This is a genomic window from Dactylosporangium sp. NPDC000521 (assembly GCF_042898305.1).
Lineage (GTDB): Bacteria > Actinomycetota > Actinomycetes > Mycobacteriales > Micromonosporaceae > Dactylosporangium.
In genome coordinates this window covers 1-23,078 of the sequence record NZ_JBIAYW010000004.1, presented here as the reverse complement: position 1 = coordinate 23,078, position 23,078 = coordinate 1, and the positions used below count along the sequence as shown (strand labels likewise).

The following is a 23,078-nucleotide window of genomic DNA, read 5'->3' as shown; positions in this document are numbered from 1 at the left end:
GGGGAGGACTGTCAAGCGGTGCGTTCCTCTCCGATGATGGGTGCGGTGCGAAGGCGGTCGCGGCGGTCGCGGCGGGCGCGGTACACCTCGGTCTCCAGCGCGTCCATCCGCTGCTGCCAGATCGGCGGCGCCGCGAACTGGGCGAGCCAGGCGGTCAGCTCGCCGAGCCGGGTGGGGTCCAGGGCATACAGGCGGCGCCGGCCCTCAAGGGTGTCGCGGACCAGGCCGCACTCGCGCAGCACGCGCAGGTGGCGGCTCACGGCGGGGCGGCTGATCTCGAACCGGGCGCCGACGGCCGAGGCCACCTGGCCCGCCGGCACGGGACCGCCGGTGTGCAGCAGCTCGAGGATCGCCCGGCGCACCGGGTCCGCGATCGCCTCCGCCACGTCGTCCACGACGGAAGTGTAACCCATGGGTTACACGATCCATGGCCTAACGAAGTCTGAAGTCTGGCTTAGGCGGCTTGACATCGAAGGATTCGGATCTGATTATCTGTCAGGTAAGTTACCTATCTAAACGAGAGGGAGGCCTCGTGAAGATTCCCGGCAGGCTGGCCGGCATCGGCGCCGCGGTCGCGCTGATCGGCGGGGTGACGGTCGCCGTGACGACCTACGGCGCGGAGGCGGCCACGGAGACCCTGCTCTCGCAGGGCAGGCCGGCCACGTCGTCGTCCGACGAGCTGTCGTCGCTCGGCCCGGGCAACGCCGTCGACGGCAACACGGGCACCCGCTGGGCCAGCGCGGAGGGCGTCGACCCGCAGTGGATCCGCGTCGACCTCGGTGCCACCAAGACGATCACGCACGTCAACCTGAACTGGGAGGCGGCGTACGCCAAGGCGTACCAGATCCAGACCTCGCCGGACGGCGGCGCCTGGACCACCATCTTCAGCACCACCACCGGCAACGGGGCCACGGACGACCTCACCGGCCTGAACGGCACCGGACGCTACGTCCGCGTCCTGGGCACCGCCCGCGGCACGACCTACGGCTACTCGCTGTGGGAGTTCAAGGTGTACGGCACGACGCCCGGCACCCAGCCGAGTGCTTCGGCGACCCCGTCGAAGACCCCGAGCACCAGCCCGACCCCGTCGAAGACCCCGAGCAGCAGCCCCAGCGCCGGCAAGGACCTCACCGACCCGCGCAAGAAGGACATCGCCATGCAGCTGGTGTCCAGCGCGGAGAACTCCTCGCTGGACTGGAAGGCCCAGTACAAGTACATCGAGGACATCGGCGACGGCCGCGGGTACACCGCCGGGATCATCGGCTTCTGCTCCGGCACCGGTGACATGCTGGAGCTGGTCGAGCTCTACACGCAACGCGTCCCGGGCAACGTCCTGGCCAAGTACCTGCCGGCGCTGCGCAACGTCGACGGCACCGCCTCGCACGCCGGGCTCGACCCGAACTTCACCAGGGACTGGAAGACCGCCGCGGCCGACCCCGCGTTCCAGACCGCGCAGAACGACGAGCGCGACCGCGTCTACTTCAACCCCTCGGTGCAGCAGGCGAAGGCCGACGGCCTGCGGGCCCTGGGCCAGTTCGCCTACTACGACGCGATCGTCATGCACGGCCCCGGCGACAGCGCCGTCAGCTTCGGCGGCATCCGCCGGGCCGCGATGGCCAAGGCCCGGACCCCCGCACAGGGCGGCGACGAGTTCACCTACCTCAACGCCTTCCTCGACGCGCGGGTCGCGGCGATGAAGACCGAAGAGGCGCACAGCGACACCAGCCGGGTCGACACGGAGCAGCGGGTGTTCCTCAACAACCGCAACTTCGACCTCAATCCGCCGCTGAGCTGGAAGGTGTACGGGGACCCGTTCAACATCCCCGCGTAACTCGCACAGAGCTCGAGTGCGTCGCTCGCGGCGCATCGGGGTCCCGCCCGGGGTGAGAATCCCCCGGCGGGACCCGCCGCGCAGCAGTGGGGCAGCGAGTCACTGCCGGCCGCCGCCGAGGATCGACGAGATCGCCTCGGCGGCGCCCGGCTTCGCGAACAGGTAGCCCTGCCCGAACTCGCAGCCGAGCTCCTGCAGCGTCGACCACTGCTCCTGCGTCTCGATGCCCTCGGCGACCGTCTGCAGCTGCAGCGCCCGGCCGAGCTGCACGACCGCCTCCGCCAGCGTCGCGTCGCCGTGCTCGGTGTCGATGCCGTCGACGAACGACCGGTCGATCTTCAGGATGTCGACGGGGAAGCGCTTCAGGTACGACAGCGACGAGTAGCCCGTGCCGAAGTCGTCGATCGCCAGTCGTACACCCAGCGACTTGAGCCGGCCGAGGGTCTGGATCGTCGAGTCGGTGTCCTGCATCAGCAGCGACTCGGTGATCTCCAGGACCACCTGGTGCGGGTCGACGCCGGTCTCGGCGAGGATCTGCCCGACCTCCTCGACGAGCCCCTCGTACTGGAACTGCCGCGCCGACAGGTTCACGTTCATGCGGATCCGTCCGGCGGCCTCCGGGAACTCCACGCACCACTGCGCGAGCTGCTGGCACGCCTGCCGCAGCACCCACCGGCCCAGCGGCACGATCAGCCCGGTCGACTCGGCGAGCGGGATGAACGCGTTCGGCCCGACCAGCCCGCGCGTCGGGTGCTCCCAGCGCACCAGGGCCTCGACGCCGATGAGGCGGCTCGTCGGCAGGTCCACGATCGGCTGGTAGTAGACGATGAACTCCTCGCCGGCGAGCGCCCGCTCCAGCTCCGCGCGGTCGTCGGCCTCGCGGAGGATGTCGGCGTACATGGCGGGATCGAACAGCGCATAGCGGTCCCGGCCGGCGGCCTTCGCCGCGTACATCGCGAGGTCCGCGTTGCGCAGCAGCTCACCCGGGTCGGGCCCGTCCTCGCCCTCGCTCGCCTTCGCGGTCGCGACGCCGATGCTCGCCGAGCAGACGACCTCGCGGTTGCCGAGGCGCAGCGGCCGGCGGATCGCGGCGAGGAGCCGTTCGCCGAGGTCCATCGCCTCGACCTCGTTGATGTCCTCGACGAGGATCGCGAACTCGTCGCCGCCGAGCCGGGCGAGGGTGTCCGCCGACCGCAGCTGCTGGTGCAGGCGCAGCGCCGTCGACGCGATGAGCTGGTCGCCGGCGGTGTGGCCGAGGCTGTCGTTGACGAGCTTGAAGTCGTCGAGATCGACCAGCAGCAGCGTGATCCGGCCGCCGCCGCGCCGGTTGCGGGCGATGGCGTGCTCGAGCCGGTCACGGAACAGGGCCCGGTTCGGCATGCCGGTCAGCGAGTCCGCGAACGCCTGCCGGGTCAGCTCCTCCTCGAGCTCCTTGCGTTCGGTGATGTCCCTGATGCTGATGACCGCGGCCTCCAGCGACGGGTCGTCCAGCCGGTTGGTGCCGATCACGTCGGCGTAGATCCAGGCGCCGTCGGCGCGCCGGATCCGCGACTCGACCCGCGCGGAGGAGCCGGGAGCGCCGTTGGCGACGCTCAACCACCACTCCATCACCACCGGCAGGAAGTCGGGGTGGGTGATGTCCATGAGCAGGTCGCTGGTGACGAACCCCTGCTCGTAGCCGAGCACGGTGCGCATCGACGGGCTGCAGTAGGTGACGCCGCCGCTGGGCAGCACGGCGATGACCGCGTCGGAGGAGTTCTCCAGCAGCGCCTCGATCCGCCGTTCGGCGCTGAGCCGGGCCGTGTCGAGGCGCCTGCGGTTGCTGGCGGTCCGCGTGCAGAACCACATGACGCCGGCCATCAATGCGAGGCTCAGCGCGGCGAGGGTGCCGGCGACGGGGCGGTCGCGGGTGAGGACCAATGTCACGTACCCCACCAGAGCCACCGTGCCGATGCCGATGACGGCCTGTTCGGAGGCGAGCGCCGCGGTGGAGGCCAGGATCAGGGTCACGCCGGCGGGGTAGATGGCGAGGGCGGCGACGTCGTACGCGGTGAACCCCAGCAGCACCGCCAGGTTCACCAGCCACCAGGCGATCAGCGCGTGCGGCAGCCACGGCCGGTCCACCAGCCGGCGCCACGGCAGGAACGCCATCGAGCCCTGCGCGACGCCCGCGAGCCCGATCGCGGCGACGAGCAGCGGCCCGCCCTGCCAGTCCAGGCGCACCCGGACCGCGCCGATGGCGATCACCGCGACGGCGACCCAGGTGCCCAGCCTGATCTGGCGGGCGCGGTAGTCACCTTCGTGCTGGTCCAGCGCGTTCACCGACATGGTCCGTTGATCGGTGCGGGCCGGGGGTTCCTGAGCCGATCCGAGCCCGCCGGGGGTGCGGAACGGGAGCGAACGGGGAGGTCTGCCGTCTGACATTTGTCATCGGCCGGGCGTGCACCGTGCACCCGAACCGGTGCGCCACGGCACTACGAGCGCCGCGGCAGGCCACGAAGACTGTCCATATGAGACGCAGAGTCGTTCTGATGGCGGCGGCATCCGCCGCCGTGGCGGCCGTTCCCGCCCCGGCGTCCGCCGCGGACCTGCCCGCGCCGGGGAAGCGGACCGGCGGGGCCGCGAAGCGGCTGGTCCTGCCGGCGCCGACCGGGCGCCACCACCTCGGCACCGTCGCGCTGCACCTCGCCGACCGGTCCCGCCCCGACCCGTGGGTGCCGGCGGAGCGGGTCCGCGAGCTGATGGTGCAGCTGTGGTACCCCGCACCCGACGCGCGGCGGCTGCCGCTGGCGCCGTGGGTGTCGCCGGCGTTCGCCGCGCTCGTCAACCCGCCCGGCTCCGGCTACGAGCTGCCCCTCACGCACGCCCGGCTCGGCGCGCCCGCGCTGCCGGGGCGGCGGCCCGTCGTGCTGTACTCGCCCGGCTTCGGCGTCGAGCGGACGGCGAGCACCGCGGTCGCGGAGGAGCTCGCGAGCCACGGGTACATCGTCGTCACCATCGACCACACGCACGACTCGCCGCTCGTCGAGTTCCCCGACGGGCGCGTGGCCAGGAGCGCGGTGCCGCCGCCGACCGGTGAACCCGGCGAGGAGGACCGGCTCATCGCGAAGGCCCTCGCCGCCCGGGTCGCCGACACCCGTTTCGTCCTCGACTGGCTCGCCCGTCCCCAACGGGCGTTGCCGAGCGGTCTCTGGTACGCCATGGACCAGCGCGCCATCGGGATGATCGGGCACTCGCTGGGCGGTACCACCGCCGCGGAAACCATGCTGGAGGACGGTCGCGTCAAGGCCGGATGCAACCTCGACGGCGCCATGTCGGGCCGGGTGATGACCGAGGGCCTGGACCGGCCGTTCCTCCTCGTCGGGTCGGAGGGGCACGGCCGCGCCGGCGACGAGACGTGGGCCGCGTTCTGGGCGGTGCTGCGCGGGCCGCGGCTGGAGCTGCAGCTGCGCGACTCCGGGCACATGTCGTTCACCGACTACCAGGTGCTGCTCCCGCAGGCCGGGATCCCGGCGGAGGACCTGGTCGAGCCGCTGGGCACGATCGACGGCGACCGGTCCGTGCGGGTGCAGCGCGCCTACCTGCTCGCCTGGGCCGACCGCCGGCTGTCCGGGCGCAGGGGCACCCTGCTCGACGGCCCGTGCGCGGCGTTCCCCGAGATGCGGTTCCTCCCATGACGGCGGCGGTCCAGGTGTACGAGCTGCGCCGCCGCTACGGATCGTTCGAAGCGGTGCGGGGCGTGACCTTCGACGTGGCCCGCGGCGAGCTGTTCGCGCTGCTCGGCACGAACGGCGCCGGGAAGACCTCGACGCTCGAGCTCGTCGAGGGCCTCGACCGGCCGGCCGCGGGCACGGTGCGGGTGCTCGGCCGTGACCCGGTCCGCGACCGGCGCGCAGTACGGGCCCGCACCGGAGTGATGCTGCAGGAGGGCGGCTTCCCGCCCGACCTGACCCCGGCGGAGGCGCTGCGCATGTGGGCCGGCACGCTCGGCACGCGGGCCCGGCCCGTCGCGGAGACGCTGGACCTCGTCGGCCTGGCCCACCGCGCGGACGTGCGGATCCGGCAGCTGTCCGGCGGCGAGCGGCGCCGCCTCGACCTCGCCGTCGCCGTCGTCGGCCGGCCCGACCTGCTCATCCTCGACGAGCCCACCACGGGCCTGGACCCCGAGTCCCGGCACGGCACGTGGCGGCTGCTGCGCGGGCTGCTCGCCGACGGCGTCACGATCCTGCTCAGCACCCACTACCTGCAGGAGGCGCAGGAGCTCGCCGACCGGGTGGCGATCCTGCGCGCCGGGACCGTGGTCGCGTCCGGCTCCGTCGCCGAGGTCGTCGCCGCGTTCCCGGCCCGGATCACCTTCGACCTGCCGCCCGGCCTCACCCTCGACGCGCTGCCGGACGTGGTCGGCGCCTACGACCTGACCGGTGGGCGGGTCTTCGTCCACACGCAACAGCTGCAGACGGCGCTCACGACCCTGCTCGGCTGGGCCGCCACGCACGGCATCGCGCTCACCGGGCTCGACGCGCGGTCCGCGACGCTGGACGAGGCGTTCCTGTCGATCGCGGGTGCGTCATGACGCATCTGGTCCGGTCCGAACTGCTCCTCCTCGCCCGCAACCGGATGGCCGTGTTCAACTCGGTCCTCGTGCCGGTGATGATCATCGGCCTGCTCGCGGCCGGCGGTGATGCCGGCGGCGACACGGCGCCCGTCACCGGGGCGCTCGGGTTCGTCCTCGTCGGAGTGCTGTACTACACGCTGGTCAGCACCTACGTCGCCCGCCGCGAGGACCTGGTGCTCCAGCGGCTGCGGGTCGGCGTGCTCACCGACCTGGAGATCCTCGCCGGGACCGCCGGCCCCGCGGTCGCCGTCGCGCTCGGGCAGATGGTGCTCTTCGTCGCCGTCGGCGCGGTCGCCTTCGGGCTGCCCGCACCGGTCAACGCCCCCGTGCTGCTCCTCGGGGTGCTGCTCGGGACGGTGGTGTTCGCGCTGCTCGCCGCGGTGAGCACGACCTTCACCCGCACCGTCGAGCTGGCGCAGGTGACGACGCTGCCGGTCCTGCTGGTCTGCTTCGCCGGCGCCGGCTTCGCGATCCCGCTGGACGCGCTGCCGGGGCCGGTCGCGGAGGCGCTACGGTGGCTGCCACTGTCACCGACGCTGGAGCTGGTCCGGCTCGGCTGGCTCGGCAGGCCCGGGGCGGGCGTCCTCGGCGTCCTCGGGGCGGCGGCCGCGCCGGCGGGGCTGCTGGCGGCGTGGACCCTGCTCGGCTGGGTGGCCGTGCGACGCTGGTTCCGCTGGTCTCCGCGACGCTAGTCGGCATAGGGGGTTCGGGTCTTGATCGGGTGGTGGCGGCGGCGCAGCCAGGCGACGCGGCTGGAGTGGTATGTGCGGGGCTCCTTCTACGGCCAGCTCACGTTGTCGCCGGTGCTCATCGCCTTCCTGGTCCAGCTGGAGGTGGGCCGCGCCGCGCTCGGGGTCGTCGTCACGGGGTTCGTCGTGCACACCGTCGTGTGCCTGCTGGTCGTGCACGCGGGCATCGGCTCGTACCTGGGGCTGCGGCCCCGCCCGACCGCCCTGATCCTCGCCGGCGGCGCGCTGACCGCCGCCGGCATGGCGCTCGGCTTCCTCGCCTACCCGCACCCGACTCCGGGCCGGCCGGACGGTCCCGCCACCGCCATCCTGATCGTGCTCGTCGTCACGTACGTGACCGCGCTGTGCGCCGCCGTCCGGCCCCGGGTCGTGCTCGCCGTCGTGGTCGGCAGCTGTCTCTTCACCAGCGTCACCAGCGGCGGCGGGGCGGCGATCGCGCTCGGCGGCCTGCTCGTCCCCATCATCGGTGTGTACCGGGTGTCGCTGTGGATGCTGGGCGTGGTCCGTGAGCTGGACCGCGCCCGGCACGTACAGGCCGGTCTCGCCGTCGCCGAGGAGCGCCTGCGATTCGCCCGCGACCTGCACGACGTGGTCGGCCGGACGCTGTCGGTCGTGGCGTTGAAGTCGGAGCTGGCCGCGCAGCTCGCCCGCCGCGGCCGCGAGGAGGCGGTGGCGGAGATGCTGGAGGTGCGGCGCATCGCCCAGGACTCGCTCACCGAGCTGCGCGCCGTCGTCGGCGGGTACCGTGCCGCGGACCTCGACGTGGAGCTGGCCGGCGCCCGGGCGCTGCTCGCCTCCGCCGGCATCGAGTGCCGCGTCATCGGCGACGGCGGCGCCCTCCCGCCGGCGCTGCAGGGCACGCTCGGGTGGGTCGTCCGCGAGGGCACCACCAACCTCCTGCGCCACAGCGAGGCCCGCTCCTGCGTCGTCACCCTGCGCACCGGCGCCGACGCGGTCACGCTCACGATGACGAACAACGGCGTCCCGGCCTCGGGCAAGGTCGTGTTCGGCGGCGGGCTGATCGGGCTCACGGAGCGGATCACGGCCCTCGGCGGCACGGTGACCGCGGCCCGCACCCCACCGGACGGCTTCCAGCTGCTGGTCGCGTTGCCGCTCCTGTCGGACGCTCCGGCGGTGGCCGCGTGATCCGGGTGCTGCTCGCCGATGACGAGCACCTGATCCGGGGCGCGATCGCGGCGCTGCTCAGCCTCGAGGACGACATGGAGGTCGTGGCGCAGGCCGCCACCGGTGCCGAGGCGATCAGCCTCGCCCGCGCCCTGCGTCCGGACGTCGCCGTCCTGGATCTCCAGCTTCCCGACCTCGACGGCGTGACGGTCGCCACCACCCTGCACGCCGAGGTGCCTGCCTGCCGGACGATGATCGTCACCAGCCACGGCCTGCCCGGCCACCTGAAACGCGCCCTCACCGGCGGCGTGCGCGGATTCCTCGCCAAGACCGTCGCCGCGGAGGTCCTCGCCACCGTGGTCCGCGCCGTGCACGCCGGCGGCCGGTACGTCGACCCGCAGCTCGCCGCCGAGGCCATCAGCGCCGGCGACAGCCCGCTCACCGCCCGCGAGGCCGACGTGCTGCGGCTGGCCGGTGACGGCGCCCCCGTCGACGAGATCGCCCGCCGCGCGGCCCTTTCGCCGGGGACCGTCCGCAACTACCTGTCCTCGGCCGTCACCAAGACCGGCGCCGCCAACCGTCACGAGGCGGTCCGCATCGCACGGGGCCGCGGCTGGATCTGACAGCAGGTACGATCTGCCGTCTCCAAGTCCCCTCTGAGGAAGAATTCAATGAAGCTTGCATGGAAACGGGCCGCGGCGTTGATCGTCGCGGCTTCCGTCATGGTCGGGGCGAGCGCTTGCGGCAGCAGCACGGACAGCGGCACGACCGGCGCGGCGCCGGCCACCTCCAAGGCGGCCGAGCCGAAGGACGCGCTGCTGGCCTCGCTGTCGCAGTACGACAAGGGCGCGTACTCGGTCGACTTCACCGCGCTCGACGGCGGCGGGCAGGCCGCGATCGACGGGCCCAAGAAGCAGGCCTACGTCAAGATGGAGTCCACCGACGCCGAGGCGAAGTTCACGATGGAGTTCCTGCTCGTCGAGCCGGACGCCTACGTGAAGATGAACATGGGCGAGCTGGCCGCGGTCATGGGCATGAAGAACCTCGACGGCAAGACGTGGATGCACGTCGACCGCACCAAGGTCAAGGACACCGGGAGCCTGGGCTTCTCCTCCGACATGACCGACCTGCTCGACCTCAAGGACCTGCTCAAGAGCGCCCAGTCGGTGAAGTCCGACGGCGCCGGCAAGTTCACCGGCACGCTCGACCTCGCCAAGGGCGACGACTCCCCGATGACCGACGAGGACGTCGTCAAGGCCCTCGGCGACAAGGCGGCCACCGTGCCGTTCACCGCGACCACCGGCGCCGACGGCCAGCTCAAGGAGCTGCTCATCGACGTCCCCGCCGCCGGCGACAAGAAGGCGCACCAGCTCAAGCTGACGGTGACCGGGTACACCGCCACCGTGCCGGCCAAGCCCACCGGCAGCGCCGTCGTCGAGGCCCCGGCCGACGTGTACGACATCTTCAACAACTGACCCGTCCAGCCCGGCGGCGCCCGCATCCCGGTGTGGGCGCCGCCGGCCTGGTTTCCGGCTCAGCCCCGGATGATGTCGCCGGGCACCTGCGTCCAGACGTGCATCATCTCGGTCCCGTACGTGCGGCACGGGGTGCTGCTGCCGGCGAGGGTGGCACGCAGCTCCTCGCTCGCCGCCGGCACCTCGCTAGATCCACTGTCGCCAATTCGGATGTGCTAGCGTGATTCTATCCGGGGTTTGATCCGGGCCTTCCAGGAGGGCCGATGCGATCGGTGCGCATCGTCTTGAGTTGGTGCCATCAGGACCGGCGGCTCAAGGAACTGCTGTTGCGGGAGTTGCTGCCGGCGCTCGGGCTCTTCCGGGACCTGGAGGTCCAGTGGTGGGAGGACAGCCACCTGACCTGCGGTGAAGAGTTCACCCCAGGCATCGTCGACCGCTTCGGCGAGGCCGACTTCGGGCTGCTGCTGCTGACCAGCGCCTATTTCTCGCGGCCGTTCATCCGGCAGCACGAGCTGCCGAGGTTCGCCGGGCCGGGTGCCGACAAGGGCTCGTTACCGGTGGCCCTGGGCCCATTGCCCCCGCTCAGCTCGCACCGTGACCTCGGCGGGATCGAGCGGCAACTGATCTTCGGGCAGGAGCGGGGCAGCTTTGCCGAACTGTCTGGAGTCAAACGAACGATCTTCGCCAACGCGCTGGCCGACGCGATCCGTGCCCGGGTGCTCGGCCTGAACGGGTTCACGACGCTGTGACCGCCCTCCCTCCGGCCGAGGCCACCGCCCGCGTGGACGCGCTGCGCGCCGGCACCGCGCTGACCGAGCTGCAGGCGGCCCGGCTGAGCGCGATCGTGCGGCTCCTCGACGACAACGGGCGGTTCGTGCTGCGCGCGGCCCTGGACGCCGCGGAGTTCCCCGGCGACCCGGCGCGCGGCCAGGACGCGTTCCAGGACTTCCGGAAGCGGGTCAACGACGCGGCGGAGCGGTCCGGGGTCGACCTGCGGCTGGAGCTGGAAGCCCGCAAGAGCGCCCCGGAGCGTCGCCACGGCTGGTTCGCCGGCGGGGACCTGATCAACGAGGGCATCGCGGCGTTCACGGAGAGGGCGGCCGACGACACCGGGATCGCGCACCCGATCGCGCCCGAGGTCACCGAGCTGGGCGAGTCGCGACGCACCCGGGTGTACGTCAGCGTCGCCGCGGACCAGGCCGCCTCCCGATCGACGCGCCAGCTGGTGTCCATGCTCGGCCAGCACCTCCAGCTCGACGGCGATCGGCGGTGGGAGATCGCCGACCCGGACTCCGTCGGTCTCGGTGAGGACGTGCGGGACACCCGGGACCGGCTGTGCGCGCAGGCCGACGTCCGCGTGGTGCTGCTCAGCCCGTCGTACCTGACCGATGCGGCGAACGCGGCCGAGCGGGGGCGCGTCCTGGACCTGCCCGGCCGCCGGGTCGTCTTCGCGCTCACCGGCCTGCCCGACGGGACCCCTACGCTCGGGCCGCTGCGGCGCCGCGACGTCTACCGCCGCGACCAGCCGTGGGCCGGGCTGCGGGGGGACCAGCAGCGCAAGCAGTACGTTGACAACCTCGTCGACGCGCTCCACGCCGAGCTGTCGGCGTCGGAGAAGCCGGCTCCGGACGGTACCAGCGAACTCGCGGAACACACCAAACGGCTCACGGACCGCCGCGGCGGCAACGACAGCACCGTGCTGGTGGACGCCGAGGTCAGCGAGACCACGTTCCGGGAGTCCCACCTCGAAGCGCCGGACAGGGGCCCCGCGCTGGCGGCGGTCAACCGGCTGCTGGAGTGGGCAACGGCGAAGGACGGCCCGCAGCTGTGCGCGCTGCTGGGCGATGTCGGCCTGGGCAAGACCACGACGGCGAAGCTCTTCGCGCGGGCACTGCTCGACCAGCGCGCCAATGGCGCGCCGCTGCCGCTGCTGTTCGACCTCCGCGACGTCCGCGCCACCGACCTGACCCGGGCGATCACGCTCGACGCGATCCTCGACAGCATGCTGGAGGCGAGCCGCCCCGCCGCCGTCCCGCGGGAACGCCTCTCCGCCGACACCGTGCGCCGCCGCCTGACCCAGGGCGACGCCGTCGTCATCTTCGACGGGCTCGACGAGGCGCTGGTGCACCTCGCGCCGCACGACCAGCGGCTGTTCATCCGCCAGCTGTGGCGCGCCGTCGAGGGCACGACGAGCACCCGCATGCTGCTGACCTGCCGGACGCAGTACTTCCGCACGATCCGCGACGAGGTCAACTTCTTCACCGGCGACGGCCGGCAGGGCCCGCAGGGCAAGGACTACCTGGCGCTGCTGATGCTGCCCTTCGGCGAGCGGCAGATCCGCGACTACCTCGCCGCCAACCTCAGCGCACCGCCCGACAAGGTCGAGGCGTTCCTGACCCTCATCGGCACCGTGCACGACCTGACCGATCTGGCCCGCCGCCCGATGACGCTGAAGCTCATCTCCGACCAGGTCGAGCTCATCGAGACGGCGAAGCTCCAGGGCCGCGAGGTGCGCGCCGTCGATCTGTACGGCGAGGTGGTCGAGCGGTGGCTGGCCCGCGACAGCGGCAAGCACACCCTGCTGCCCGACCACAAGCACCTGCTGATGGAGGCGATCGCGGCGGAGATCTGGCGCTCGGGCCGCAACTCCTGGACCGCCGCCGACGTGGACGACTGGCTGCTCGACCTGCTCGACCAGCGCCCGGACCTCCGCCGCCACTACCGCGACAACGTCCCCGACCTGTGGAAGACCGACTTCCGCACCGCCACGTTCCTCAGCCGCGACGGCGATGAGTTCGCCTTCGCTCACCGCTCCCTATTCGAGTACTTCCTAGCTCGCCACCTCTTCCGCGTGCTGTGCGAAGTCCCCGCAGCCGGCCCAGGCCCGGTGGCCATGCCTGTGCCAAGCCCGGAGACGCTCGGCTTCCTCGGCCAGTGCCTCGCGACTGCCACCCCGTCCGCCCTCGCTGCCGTCGTTGCCGGGCTCGCGGCGATCCGGGACCACTACACGCCGCAGGCGTCGGAGCTCGCCTTCGCATACGCGCTGCACGCCGCTGACTCAGGGCACCCGCACCAGTCTCTGGCACGTGTCCAGCTTCCGGGTGCGGATCTCGCCGAATGGGCCATCGGCAGCCCCGACGCCGATGGGTACACACTGAGCCTCACCGGTGCCAACCTTCGCGGTGCCGACCTCCGCCGCGCGCGGATCCACCACACCGACCTCGCGGGCGCGGACCTCACCGATGCTCGCCTCGACTCCGCCGAACTGCACGACAGCCGCCTGAACCAGGCCCGGCTCGATCGCACGTTGATCGTCGCGACCCTTCTGCGCCGTTGTGGCATCGACGGTGTCGACTTCAGGCAGGCAGTCCGTCACCGGACAACGCTCTTGTGGTGCACTCCGCCGCCCGAGCCGATCGAAGACCTTCTCCTCGCCCCGTTGCTGCCCAGCGAACAAAGTCGACTGTCGGGCATCACAACGCCGCGAGTTGCAACCGGCCACACGGGCTCCGTGAATGCGGTTGCGTGGTCTCCGGACGGCACGCGTCTGGCTACTGGCAGCGGCGACCGCAGTGTGCGGGTGTGGGATGCGGTGACGGGCATCCAGCAGGTTCAGCTTGCCGGTCATACCGATTGGGTTCGGTCGGTGGTGTGGTCTCCGGATGGCACCCGTGTGGCTACCGGCAGCGATGACCGCAGTGTGCGCGTGTGGGATGCGATGAGCGGTGCTGAGGAGCTGCGGCTTTCCGGCCACGACAGCTGGGTGAATGCGGTGGCGTGGTCTCCGGACGGCACGCGTCTGGCTACTGGCAGCGGCGACCGCAGTGTGCGGGTGTGGGATGCGGTGAGCGGTGCTGAGGAGCGGCGGTTTTCCGACCACGGCAGCTGGGTGAATGCGGTGGCGTGGTCTCCGGACGGCCTGCGCCTGGCTTCGGCTGGCGATGACCGCAGTGTGCAGGTGTGGGATGCGGTGACCGGTGCTGAGGAACTGCGGCTCGTCGGTCATGCCGATTGGGTGAGGTCGGTGGCGTGGTCTCCGGATGGCACCCGTCTGGCCACCGGTAGCGACGACAGCAGTGTGCGGGTGTGGGATGCGGTGACCGGTGCTGAGGAGCTGCGGTTTTCCGGCCACGACAGCCCGGTGAATGCGGTGGTGTGGTCTCCGGATGGCACCCGTGTGGCTACCGGCAGCGATGACCGCGGTGTGCGGGTGTGGGATGCGGTGAGTGGTGCTGAGGAGCTGCGGTTTTCCGGCCACGACAGCTGGGTGAGTGCGGTGGCGTGGTCTCCGGACGGCACGCGTCTGGCTACTGGCGGCGGCGACCGCAGTGTGCGGGTGTGGGATGCGGTGAGTGGTGCTGAGGAGCTGCGGTTTTCCGGCCACATCACCTCGGTGCTTGCGGTGGCGTGGTCTCCGGATGGCACGCGTCTGGCTTCGGCCGGCGATGACCGCGGTGTGCGGGTGTGGGATGCGGTGACCGGTGCTGAGGAACTGCGGCTCGTCGGTCATGCCGATTGGGTGAGGTCGGTGGCGTGGTCTCCGGACAACACGCGTCTTGCCACCGGCAGCGACGACCAAAGTGTGCGGGTGTGGGATGCGGTGACCGGTGCTGAGGAGTTGCGGCTTGTCGGTCATGCCGATTGGGTTCGGTCGGTGGTGTGGTCTCCGGATGGCACCCGTGTGGCTACCGGCAGCGATGACTGCAGTGTGCGGGTGTGGGATGCGGTGACCGGTGCTGAGGAGCTGCGGTTTTCCGGCCACGACAGCCCGGTGAATGCGGTTGCGTGGTCTCCGGATGGCACGCGTCTGGCTTCGGCTGGCGATGACCGCGGTGTGCGGGTGTGGGATGCGGTGACCGGTGCTGAGGAGCTGCGGTTTTCCGGCCACGACAGCTGGGTGAGTGCGGTGGCGTGGTCTCCGGACGGCACCCGTCTGGCCACCGGCGGCCGCGACAGCCATGTGCGGGTGTGGGATGCGGTGACCGGGGCCGAGGAGCCGCGGCTTTCCGGCCACACTGGCTGGGTTCGGTCGGTTGTGTGGTCTCCGGATGGCACCCATGTGGCCACCGGCAGCGACGACAGCAGCGTGCGGGTGTGGGATGCGGCGACCGGTGCCGAAAGCCGCCAGCTGTCCGGCCATACGAGTTCGGCACATTCGGTGGCGTGGTCTCCGGACGGCACTCACCTGGCCACCGGCGGCGATGACGGCGCTCTTCGGATCTGGGATGCGAGAAGTGGTCGAGCGGCTCGATTCGTCGTCTACGGTTTCGCCGAAGACCAGGCGGCCGTCTTCGACGCCGCCTCCGGACAGCTGATCGGTGCGAGTCCGGAGGCTTGGCGGCGGATCTTCTGGAGCTTCGACGATGACCGGTGGCCCGACGGGATGCCGGCCGAGGTGTTCGGGGAGCTTCCACCGCTCCCGCGCGCTCGCTGAAGGGCACGCCCCTACTGGTACGACTCCGGCAGCTTGCTCGCCGGGTGGGCCGATGCGACGACGTTGGGCAGGGTCTGCCGGTCGAAGAACGCGACGATCTCCGGGTCGGGGTGGCGCAGGCTGAAGTGGGTCAGCACGAAGGTCGTCGCCGGGTTGGCCTCGACGATCGGGCGCAGCTCGCTCCACACGGCGTGGCCGATGCGGCGGGCCCGGTCCAGCTGGTCGTCGCCGAGGAACGTGCACCCGGTGACGACGACCGGGTAGTCCAGCAGCCATGGCGAGCGGGTGAAGACGTCGGGCCGCGTGTCGCCCAGGAACGCGACGAGCGGCGTCGTCACCTCGTGGTCGATCTCGACGCCCGCGCGGCGCTTCGCGGCGAGGAGCCGGCCGTCGGTCTTCAGCGCCTCGAGCTGTGGTCCATGTGCGTGTGGGTGAGCAGCACCGTGTCGGGCTGCCAGCCCTCGACGAGTCCGCAGTCGACGCCCGCCTTCAGCTCCGGCAGCAGGAACAACGTCTTGTCGTTGGAGCGGGAGTAGCCGCTCATGGTGATGCCGGCGCCGGGGATCGCCCACGACTTCCACTGCCGGAAGTGGTACCCGCGCTCCATCAGGTCGGCATGCGCCACGGTGCCCTCCGGCCGGTCCACTGTCGACGGTACCGGCGGCGGCAAATCCACTAGGCTGGCGCCATGAGCGACCTTCCGGAGCGGGTGGAGCACCGGCAGCTGCGCGCGTCCGACGCCGACCGGGAGCGGGTCGCCGAGGTCCTGCGCACCAGCGCCGCCGAGGGCCGGCTGGACCTGGACGAGCTCGACGAGCGGCTTCGGGCCGTGTACGCCTCCCGCACGTACGCCGACCTCGAGCCGGCCCTCGCCGACCTGCCGGTCCACTCATCGGCCAAGGCCAGCCTCGACGGTGTCCAGCCGCGCCCCGGTGACGTGGCCGAGCGCGGCGGCGCGATCGCGGTCATGAGCGGGTTCCACCGCCGGGGCGCCTGGATCCCGCCGCGCCTCTTCACCTGCCTGGCGTTCTGGGGCGGCGGCACCATCGACCTGCGCGACGCCCGGTTCCTGTACGGCGACCTGAAGATCCGCGCGTTCGCCGTCATGGGCGGCGTCGACGTGATCGTCCCCGACGACGCCGAGGTCGAGGTCACCGGCATGGGCGTGATGGGCGGCTTCGACCACGGCGCCGCCACCGCCGGCCGCCACGGCGCGCCCCGCGTCGTCGTTACCGGCTTCGCCTTCTGGGGAGGCGTGACGGTCCGCCGCAAGGACCGTAAGGACCGCAAGCGCAAGGACTGAGCCGCCTCAGGCCGACATCGCGTACCGGAGGCCACGCGTACTCGCTGAACTGACGCTCGTCAACCGCATCGGTGGCCATCGCACCTCCTCACTATTGAGGTGCACAGCCACCGACCGGAACGTTGCATCCCCCTGTACGCCCCACGCGCCGGTCTCCGCGGCGGGCCGTCGTCAGGTGGAGCGGGTGCGGAGCATGCGGCGGACGACGTCGATGCGTTCGGTCATGTACTTGGCGACCACCGGTGCCGTGTCGGCGGTGACCGCCTCGGCGCGGCGCAGGTAGGTCTCGTCGACGCCGTGCAGCGGGAAGAGCCGGTTCGCGAACACCATCGCCGGGGTCATCCCGCCGCGGTGCAGCTGCGGCGCGAGCTCCAGGAACCGGTCGGCGAACGGCGCGAGCGTCGCGTCCTGCCCCGGCCGCCAGAAGGTCGCCATGACCAGCCTGACCTCGTTGATCGGCACCGAACGGTCGACGACCACGGTCTGCCAGACGGCCTCCTTCACCGCCGGGTCGGGCGACGCCGCCCGCACCCCGGTGGCCCGGACCCACGCGTCGGGGTCGGGGTCCACGCCGAGCAGCGCGTCGATGTCGGCGTCGACGGCGCCGCCCAGCTCGGCGGCCCGGGTGAGGGCACGCCACCGCAGGTCCACGTCGTCGCCGGCCCGGGAGCGCAGCCACGCGACCTCGTCGAGGTCGGCGGCGGTGCGGGCGAGCGTCCGCAGCGCCCCCTGCGCGTGGCCGGGGTCTTCGGCGAGCTTGCGGCAGGTCGCGGCCACCGCCTCGATGAGCGCTGGACGGTCGGCGTCCGGCGACCACCGCTCCGCGACGTCGGCGGCGAGCGTCAGGTACGGCTCGACGACCGAACCCGACGTCTCGGCGAGCAGCACACCGGTGAGGCAGCGGACCGCCTCCGCCGCGGAGGCCTCGCCGGTGAGCAGCATGTCCCAGACGGTGGCGACGGCGACCCCGCGGGAGATGGCGCTCGGCAGCGCCGTCGCGGCGGGGAAGGGCGACGGGCGGGTCGTGGCGAAGGTCAGGTCCTCGTCGTTGACCAGGTACAGGTCGGCGTCCGAGGGCAGGTCGACCGGGGTCGTCGGGCCGGCGATCTCCACCTGGACGAGACCGGTCCGCTCCAGCCGTTCGCCGCCGTCGCCGCGGTACGCGCCGACCGCCAGGACCTGCGGGCGCGGCGCACCGTCGGGGCCCTGGGCGTCCAGGAAGAAGCCGTCGCCGGTGCGGCGCAGCGTGATCCGGTCGGTGCCGGCGGTCTCCAGCCAGCCGGTCCGCCACGCGTTCAGGTCCCGGCCGCTCGCCGCGCCGAGCGTGTCGATGAGGTCCTGCAGGGTGGTGTTGCCCCAGGCGTACCGCGCGAAGTAGGTGGCCATGCCGGTGGCGAAGTCCGCCTCGCCGACGTAGCGCATCAGCTGGTGCAGCACCGACGCGCCCTTCGGGTAGGTGATCGCGTCGAAGATGGACATGGCCTGCGCGACGTCGCGGATCGGCTGGCGGATCGGGTGCGTCGCCGGGCCCTGGTCGGCGAGGTACGCCAGGAGCTTGCCCTCGGCGAGGTGGCCGGCCCACGCGTCGGTGAACTCGGTCGCCCGCTCCGCCGCCCAGTTGCAGGCGAACTCGGCGAACGCCTCGTTGAGCCACAGGTCGTCCCACCAGCGCATCGTGACGATGTTGCCGAACCACATGTGCGCCATCTCGTGCAGCAGGACCTTCGCGCGCAGCTCCCGCTCCGCCGGCGTGGGCGCCGACCGGTACATGTACGAGTCGGACCACGTGACGCAGCCGTAGTTCTCCATCGCGCCACCGAACTCGGGGACGAAGACCTGGTCGTATCGGCGCTGCGGGAACGGCATCCGGAACACCTCGCCGTAGAAGGCGAGCCCCTGCCGGGTCAGCGCGAACAGCTCGTCGGCGTCGCGGTCGAGCACGGCGGCGAGGGACCGGCGGGTGAGCAGCCCCAGGTCGTGCCCGTCGACCTCGCGGCGCACCTCGTGGAACGGCCCGGCGTTGACGACCGTGTTGTACACCGACAGCGGCGGCGTCGCGGGGAACTCCCACCGGCGCGCGGCACCCGCCGTGGTGACGACCGGGTCGCCGCTGTTGCTCACGACCGTCCACTGTGGTGGGACGAGCACCGTGAACTGGTGCGGCGCCTTCAGGTCCGGCTGGTCGAAGCACGCCCACACGTAGTGCGCCTCGTCGGGCTCGAACGACGTCCACACGTAGACCTCGCCGTCGGCGGGGTCGACGGCCTTGTGCACGCCCTCGCCGTCCTTGGTCTCCGCCTGCACGGTCTCGACCCGCAGGTGGTTGGTCGCCGCCAGGTCCGGGAGCGGGATCCGGCCGTTCTCGGCGGGCGGCAGCGGGACGCCGTTGAGCACCGCGCTGACGACCTCGGCGGCGCAGTCGACGAACGTGGTGGCACCCGGCTCGCGGCACGTGAACCGCACCTGCGACACGCACCGCACCCGCGGCCCCGTCGGCAGCTCGGTGAGATCGATGTCGATCGCGTAGTGCTCGACGGCCAGCAGCGCGGCCCTTTGCTCGGCTTCGGCCTGCGTCAGGCTCGGGTTGCTCATCCGCCGATCCTAAGGCGTGGATAGATTGGCAGCGTGACCATTACTGACCTGGTGTTGAGCACCGCCGACCGGCCGTGGCAGCGGGATCCGGCCGCGGTTTCAGGTGGTGTACGAGTGGCGCTCGAGTTCGACGGCACGGCCGACCAGGTCATACGCGGCTTCGGTGGCTGCGTCAACGAGCTCGGGCACCGCGCGCTGGCGCAGCTGTCCGCGGCAGACCGGGAGACGGTGCTGGACCTGCTGTTCGGGCCCGAGGCCGACGGGCTGCGGTTCACGGTGGCGCGGGTGCCGGTCGGCGCCAGCGACTATGCGACGTCCTGGTACAGCCACAACGAGACCCCTGGCGACTTCGAGATGCGGGCGTTCGGCATCGAACGGGACCGGTCGGCGCTGCTGCCGTACCTCTTGTCGGCGCGGCGGCGGGTGCCGGGACTGCGCGTCGTGGCGTCGCCGTGGAGCCCGCCGACCTGGCTGAAGACGCCGCCCGTGTACAACCACGGGACGCTGGTCGCCGACGCGCGGCACCGCGACGCGTACGCGCTCTACCTGGCCCGCTTCACCGAGGCGTACGCGGGGGAGGGCGTGCCGGTGGGGGAGCTGCACGTACAGAACGAGCCCGGCGCGGACCAGAAGTTCCCGTCGTGCGTGTGGACGGCGCGTGCCATGGCCGACTTCGTCGGCGGTCATCTCGGGCCGGCGTTCAGGGAACGGGGCGTGGACACCGAGATCTGGGTCGGCACGATCAACGACGACGCGATCGCCACGACCGCGACGGACTGGCGCGACCACGCGTTCGCGTGCCTCGTCGACCCGCGGGCCGCCCCGTTCGTGCGCGGCGTGTCGATGCAGTGGGCCGGCCGCGCCAACATCGCGGCGCTGCACCGCGCGTTCCCCGACCTGCCGCTGACGCAGTCGGAGAGCGAGTGCGGCGACGGCACGAACACGTGGCAGTACGCGATGTACGTCAACGAGCTCTTCCGCCACTACCTGTCCAACGGCGTCGGCACGTACCTGAGCTGGAACATGGTCCTGGCGGAGGGCGGGCTGAGCACCTGGGGCTGGGCGCAGAACTCGCTCGTCACCGTCGCCGGAGGCACCTTCACCGTCCAGCCCGAGTTCTGGGTGACGAAGCACTACGCGCACTTCGTGCGGCCGGGCGCGCGGCGGCTGGAGCTGCGCGGACCGTGGTCGGCGCGAAGCGTCGCCTTCGAGAACCCCGGCGGCGGCCGGGTCGTCGTCACCGGCAACCCGCTCGACACGGCGGTGACGGTGGAGCTGGGCACCGACACGGTCACGCTGCCTCCGTCGAGCGTCGCCACCGTCCTGCTGTGACGCCTTACGACTGTCCTGCTTTGACGCTTACCACTGGGCGAGCGGGCGGATCGGGCGCGCTGGCGCGGTCTGCGGACCTCAGGCGCCGCTTTGGGCGCCGGCGCGCTCCGCCGCGACATGGAAGAAGTCGCCGCCCTTGCGGCGCGTGTCGTCGGTGCCCCACGCGCGATCCTCGGCGGTGACCTTCCGCAGCCGCGGGATGTGTTTCGCGCAGTGGATGTACGCCTCGTCGACGTGCAGGTTGACCCACCGCTCCGCCCTGCGCCCCGGCACCGTGTCGCCGGGCAGGCCGGGGAACGCCCGACGCATCTCCGCGTCGGGCATGATCGTGGCCCGCCCGTTGATGTGCAGGCCGATCACGTCGCGCAGGAAGTCGACGAAGATGAGCCCGACATGGGGGTTCTCCACGATGTTGCCGAGGCTCGCCATCACCCCGTTGCCGCGGTACTCCGGCCACGCGACCCGCCCTGGCCCGAGCACCTGCACGAACCCCGGCGGCCCCGCCCGGAACGTGCAGTCGCAGTGCCCGAGCGCGCTCGCCGTCGCGACGAACATCATCTCCTGCCGGGCGACGAACGCCACCATGTCGGAGTTCAGCTCCGGCAGCACCTGCTGCTGGTAGAACCGCTCCGCCCGCTCGATGGTCCCGAACCTCGACTGCAGCAGGTGCTCGCCCGCGGTCCCCGGCAAGTGTGTGCTGGCCATCGTGTCCACTGCTGCCTCCACGTTGTCACCAGAAGATCGCAGTGTTCCACGGGAGCAACCGTCTCGTCGCACAATGTGTACGTCAGCACCGCATCGTTGCGACGATACCTTCGTGACCGATATATTGGGCGCATGCCTTTGCGGGAGCCGACCTTCCTCATCCTGACCGCGCTGGCCCGGGCGCCCATGCACGGCTATGGCCTGATCACCGAGGTTGCCGAGCTGTCCGGCGGCCGCGTCGAGCTGCGCCCCGGCACGCTGTATGGAGCCCTGGACCGCCTCGCCGACGACGGCCTGGTCGAGCTCGACCACGAGGAGGTCGTGGACGGCCGCGCCCGCAAGTACTACCGGCTGACCGACGCCGGCGACGCCGCCCTGCGCGCGGAGACCGAGCGCATGCGGCGCCACGTGGAGGCAGCCACCGCCCGGCTGGCGATCCGCGGGCTGCGCCCCGCCGGGGGTCTGGCATGAGCCTCAGGGACCGCTATCGGGGGTTGGTAGCTGTTGACATGTCGTGCATCTTTGGCGCTCTTAAAGCAGCTATAATGCTCAGGTGAACCTGAAGGAATGGGCGGCGTCGACCGGCATCGCGTACATCACCGCTCGGCGGCAGTACGCGGCCGGAACGCTGCCCGTTCCCACCTACCGGATCGGGCGCCTGATCATGGTCGGGGAACCGGTCACCGGCGTGACCGCTGACGCCGGGCAGACCGTGGTGTACGCCCGGGTGTCGTCGGCCGACCAGATGGCCGACCTGGATCGGCAGGTCGCACGGGTGACGGTGTGGGCCACCGGTCAGAAGCTCGGCGTGGACCGTGTGGTGACCGAGGTCGGCTCCGCGTTGAACGGGCACCGGAAGAAGTTCCTTGCCCTGCTGCGTGACCCGGCCGTGACGACGATCGTGGTCGAGCACCGGGACCGGTTCGCCCGCTTCGGCGCCGAGTACGTTGAGGCCGCCCTGACCGCGCAAGGCCGACGCCTGCTGGTGGTCGACCCGGCCGAGGTTGACGACGACCTGGTCCGCGACGTCACCGAAATCCTGACCTCACTGTGCGCTCGGCTCTACGGTCGCCGGGCCGCCACGAACCGCGCACGCCGCGCGGTCGAGGCCGCCACCGAAGGCGACCCCGCGTGAAGACGATCCAGGCGTACCGGTTCGCGCTCGACCTCACGCCCGGCCAGGAACGCGACGTGCTGGCGCACGCCGGGGCGGCCCGGGTCGCTCACAACTGGGCGCTCGCCAAGGTCAAAGCCGTCATGGACCAGCGGACCGCCGAGCGTTCCTACGGTGTGCCGCACGAGCTGCTGACGCCGTCGCTGCCCTGGTCTCTGGCCGGTCTGCGCAAGGCGTGGAACCAGGCGAAACCCGAGGTTGCGCCATGGTGGGCTGAGGTATCCAAGGAGGCGTTCAACACCGGCCTGGACGCCCTCGCACGCGGGCTGAAGAACTGGACCGACTCCCGCACCGGCAAACGTGCGGGGCGGCCGGTCGGGTTCCCGCGGTTCAAGTCCCGCCGCCGCACCACACCCAGCGTGCGGTTCACAACCGGGGCGATCCGGGTCGAGCCCGACCGGATACACGTGGTGCTGCCCCGGCTGGGCCGGTTGAAGCTGCACGAATCCGCCCGCAAGCTCGCTCGCCGTCTCGACAACGGCACCGCGCGGATCATGTCCGCCACCGTGCGCCGCGACGGCGGACGCTGGCACGTGTCGTTCACCGTCGAGGTCGAGCGGACCGAACGGGCACCCGCCCGACCGGGCAGCGTGGTCGGTGTCGACGTCGGGATCAAACACCTTGCAGTGCTGTCGACCGGCGAACTGGTCGACAACCCGCGTCACCTGGTAGCGGCGCAGCAGCGGATACGTTCGCTCGGCCGGGCGCTGTCACGTAAGACCGGCCCGGACCGACGGACCAGC

Annotated in this window: 21 protein-coding genes; 14 read left to right on the top strand and 7 right to left on the bottom strand. The window is 71.7% G+C overall.

Features of this window, described 5'->3' with window-relative positions; all coding sequences use genetic code 11:
• Positions 1-11: 11 nt before the first annotated feature.
• Entirely contained in the window at positions 12-395 is a 384-nt protein-coding gene (locus tag ACFY3L_RS14215; RefSeq protein ID WP_389322707.1) for an ArsR/SmtB family transcription factor, read from the bottom strand.
• Between the two features lie 137 nt (positions 396-532).
• Between ACFY3L_RS14215 and ACFY3L_RS14210 the strand changes: the two genes are divergently transcribed.
• Positions 533-1,831, top strand: a complete 1,299-nt coding sequence (locus ACFY3L_RS14210; RefSeq protein WP_389322705.1) for a chitosanase — start codon at positions 533-535, stop codon at positions 1,829-1,831.
• Between the two features lie 99 nt (positions 1,832-1,930).
• On the opposite strand, the gene ACFY3L_RS14205 is transcribed toward ACFY3L_RS14210, so the two are convergent.
• Complete coding sequence (locus ACFY3L_RS14205) at positions 1,931-4,159, bottom strand: putative bifunctional diguanylate cyclase/phosphodiesterase (RefSeq protein ID WP_389322703.1); 2,229 nt, start codon at positions 4,157-4,159, stop codon at positions 1,931-1,933.
• A 203-nt stretch (positions 4,160-4,362) separates the two neighbouring features.
• Between ACFY3L_RS14205 and ACFY3L_RS14200 the strand changes: the two genes are divergently transcribed.
• Genes ACFY3L_RS14200 through ACFY3L_RS14175 form a run of 6 tightly spaced genes read left to right on the top strand, consistent with a single transcriptional unit; the run spans position 4,363 to position 9,795 of the window.
• Positions 4,363-5,508 (top strand): alpha/beta hydrolase family protein, encoded by a 1,146-nt coding sequence (locus ACFY3L_RS14200; protein ID WP_389322701.1) that lies wholly within the window; start codon positions 4,363-4,365, stop codon positions 5,506-5,508.
• Positions 5,505-6,404, top strand: a complete 900-nt coding sequence (locus ACFY3L_RS14195) for an ABC transporter ATP-binding protein (protein ID WP_389322699.1) — start codon at positions 5,505-5,507, stop codon at positions 6,402-6,404. Before ACFY3L_RS14200 ends, ACFY3L_RS14195 begins: the two co-directional genes overlap by 4 nt.
• The gene (locus ACFY3L_RS14190; protein WP_389322697.1) at positions 6,401-7,138 is read left to right on the top strand and encodes an ABC transporter permease; all 738 of its coding nucleotides are present in this window, start codon (positions 6,401-6,403) and stop codon (positions 7,136-7,138) included. Before ACFY3L_RS14195 ends, ACFY3L_RS14190 begins: the two co-directional genes overlap by 4 nt.
• A 21-nt stretch (positions 7,139-7,159) precedes the next feature.
• Entirely contained in the window at positions 7,160-8,341 is a 1,182-nt protein-coding gene (locus ACFY3L_RS14185; protein ID WP_389322695.1) for a sensor histidine kinase, read from the top strand.
• Positions 8,338-8,943: a DNA-binding response regulator gene (locus ACFY3L_RS14180; RefSeq protein WP_389322693.1), complete on the top strand. Its 606-nt coding sequence runs from the start codon at positions 8,338-8,340 to the stop codon at positions 8,941-8,943. The genes ACFY3L_RS14185 and ACFY3L_RS14180 overlap by 4 nt, the downstream gene beginning before the upstream one ends.
• A 48-nt stretch (positions 8,944-8,991) precedes the next feature.
• The gene (locus tag ACFY3L_RS14175) at positions 8,992-9,795 is read left to right on the top strand and encodes a hypothetical protein (protein WP_389322691.1); all 804 of its coding nucleotides are present in this window, start codon (positions 8,992-8,994) and stop codon (positions 9,793-9,795) included.
• Positions 9,796-9,854: 59 nt separating this feature from the next.
• Here ACFY3L_RS14175 and ACFY3L_RS14170 read toward each other — a convergent pair whose 3' ends face one another.
• On the bottom strand, positions 9,855-9,977 hold the full coding sequence (locus ACFY3L_RS14170) for a hypothetical protein (protein ID WP_389322689.1): 123 nt from the start codon (positions 9,975-9,977) through the stop codon (positions 9,855-9,857).
• 81 nt (positions 9,978-10,058) lie between these two features.
• Between ACFY3L_RS14170 and ACFY3L_RS14165 the strand changes: the two genes are divergently transcribed.
• Positions 10,059-10,544 (top strand): hypothetical protein, encoded by a 486-nt coding sequence (locus ACFY3L_RS14165; protein WP_389322687.1) that lies wholly within the window; start codon positions 10,059-10,061, stop codon positions 10,542-10,544.
• Complete coding sequence (locus ACFY3L_RS14160) at positions 10,541-15,229, top strand: pentapeptide repeat-containing protein (RefSeq protein WP_389322685.1); 4,689 nt, start codon at positions 10,541-10,543, stop codon at positions 15,227-15,229. Before ACFY3L_RS14165 ends, ACFY3L_RS14160 begins: the two co-directional genes overlap by 4 nt.
• A gap of 11 nt (positions 15,230-15,240) precedes the next feature.
• Here the strand turns inward: ACFY3L_RS14160 and ACFY3L_RS14155 are convergent, their stop codons facing one another.
• Together ACFY3L_RS14155 and ACFY3L_RS14150 are read right to left on the bottom strand one after the other, a co-directional pair.
• A complete protein-coding gene (locus ACFY3L_RS14155) occupies positions 15,241-15,567 on the bottom strand; it encodes a hypothetical protein (protein WP_389322683.1) in 327 nt (108 codons plus the stop codon).
• 59 nt (positions 15,568-15,626) lie between these two features.
• The gene (locus ACFY3L_RS14150) at positions 15,627-15,854 is read right to left on the bottom strand and encodes a hypothetical protein (protein WP_389322681.1); all 228 of its coding nucleotides are present in this window, start codon (positions 15,852-15,854) and stop codon (positions 15,627-15,629) included.
• Between the two features lie 63 nt (positions 15,855-15,917).
• On the opposite strand from ACFY3L_RS14150, the gene ACFY3L_RS14145 reads away from it, so the two are divergent.
• Positions 15,918-16,532 (top strand): DUF1707 domain-containing protein, encoded by a 615-nt coding sequence (locus ACFY3L_RS14145; RefSeq protein ID WP_389322679.1) that lies wholly within the window; start codon positions 15,918-15,920, stop codon positions 16,530-16,532.
• A 171-nt stretch (positions 16,533-16,703) separates the two neighbouring features.
• On the opposite strand, the gene pepN is transcribed toward ACFY3L_RS14145, so the two are convergent.
• Entirely contained in the window at positions 16,704-19,124 is a 2,421-nt protein-coding gene (pepN, locus tag ACFY3L_RS14140) for an aminopeptidase N (protein ID WP_389322677.1), read from the bottom strand.
• 33 nt (positions 19,125-19,157) lie between these two features.
• On the opposite strand from pepN, the gene ACFY3L_RS14135 reads away from it, so the two are divergent.
• Complete coding sequence (locus tag ACFY3L_RS14135; RefSeq protein WP_389322675.1) at positions 19,158-20,456, top strand: glycoside hydrolase family 30 beta sandwich domain-containing protein; 1,299 nt, start codon at positions 19,158-19,160, stop codon at positions 20,454-20,456.
• A 78-nt stretch (positions 20,457-20,534) separates the two neighbouring features.
• Here ACFY3L_RS14135 and ACFY3L_RS14130 read toward each other — a convergent pair whose 3' ends face one another.
• Entirely contained in the window at positions 20,535-21,182 is a 648-nt protein-coding gene (locus ACFY3L_RS14130; RefSeq protein WP_389322673.1) for a pyridoxamine 5'-phosphate oxidase family protein, read from the bottom strand.
• 111 nt (positions 21,183-21,293) lie between these two features.
• Here ACFY3L_RS14130 and ACFY3L_RS14125 point away from each other — a divergent pair, with 111 nt between their 5' ends.
• The 3 genes from ACFY3L_RS14125 to tnpB form a co-directional block, all read left to right on the top strand.
• Entirely contained in the window at positions 21,294-21,632 is a 339-nt protein-coding gene (locus ACFY3L_RS14125; protein ID WP_389322671.1) for a PadR family transcriptional regulator, read from the top strand.
• Positions 21,633-21,714: 82 nt separating this feature from the next.
• A complete protein-coding gene (locus ACFY3L_RS14120; RefSeq protein ID WP_389322669.1) occupies positions 21,715-22,296 on the top strand; it encodes an IS607 family transposase in 582 nt (193 codons plus the stop codon).
• Positions 22,293-23,078, top strand: a 786-nt coding sequence (gene tnpB / locus ACFY3L_RS14115; protein ID WP_389322667.1) for an IS607 family element RNA-guided endonuclease TnpB, incomplete at its 3' end; no start/stop codon positions are given. The genes ACFY3L_RS14120 and tnpB, both read left to right, overlap by 4 nt.

Excerpts from the sequence above, each read along its gene's own strand:
- ACFY3L_RS14175 (WP_389322691.1), top strand. The coding sequence starts at position 8,992 with ATGAAGCTTGCATGGAAACGGGCCGCGGCGTTGATCGTCGCGGCTTCC.
- ACFY3L_RS14205 (WP_389322703.1), bottom strand. The coding sequence starts at position 4,159 with ATGTCGGTGAACGCGCTGGACCAGCACGAAGGTGACTACCGCGCCCGC.
- ACFY3L_RS14165 (WP_389322687.1), top strand. The coding sequence starts at position 10,059 with ATGCGATCGGTGCGCATCGTCTTGAGTTGGTGCCATCAGGACCGGCGG.
- ACFY3L_RS14195 (WP_389322699.1), top strand. The coding sequence starts at position 5,505 with ATGACGGCGGCGGTCCAGGTGTACGAGCTGCGCCGCCGCTACGGATCG.
- ACFY3L_RS14200 (WP_389322701.1), top strand. The coding sequence starts at position 4,363 with ATGGCGGCGGCATCCGCCGCCGTGGCGGCCGTTCCCGCCCCGGCGTCC.
- ACFY3L_RS14145 (WP_389322679.1), top strand. The coding sequence starts at position 15,918 with ATGAGCGACCTTCCGGAGCGGGTGGAGCACCGGCAGCTGCGCGCGTCC.
- pepN (WP_389322677.1), bottom strand. The coding sequence starts at position 19,124 with ATGAGCAACCCGAGCCTGACGCAGGCCGAAGCCGAGCAAAGGGCCGCG.
- ACFY3L_RS14190 (WP_389322697.1), top strand. The coding sequence starts at position 6,401 with ATGACGCATCTGGTCCGGTCCGAACTGCTCCTCCTCGCCCGCAACCGG.
- ACFY3L_RS14125 (WP_389322671.1), top strand. The coding sequence starts at position 21,294 with ATGCCTTTGCGGGAGCCGACCTTCCTCATCCTGACCGCGCTGGCCCGG.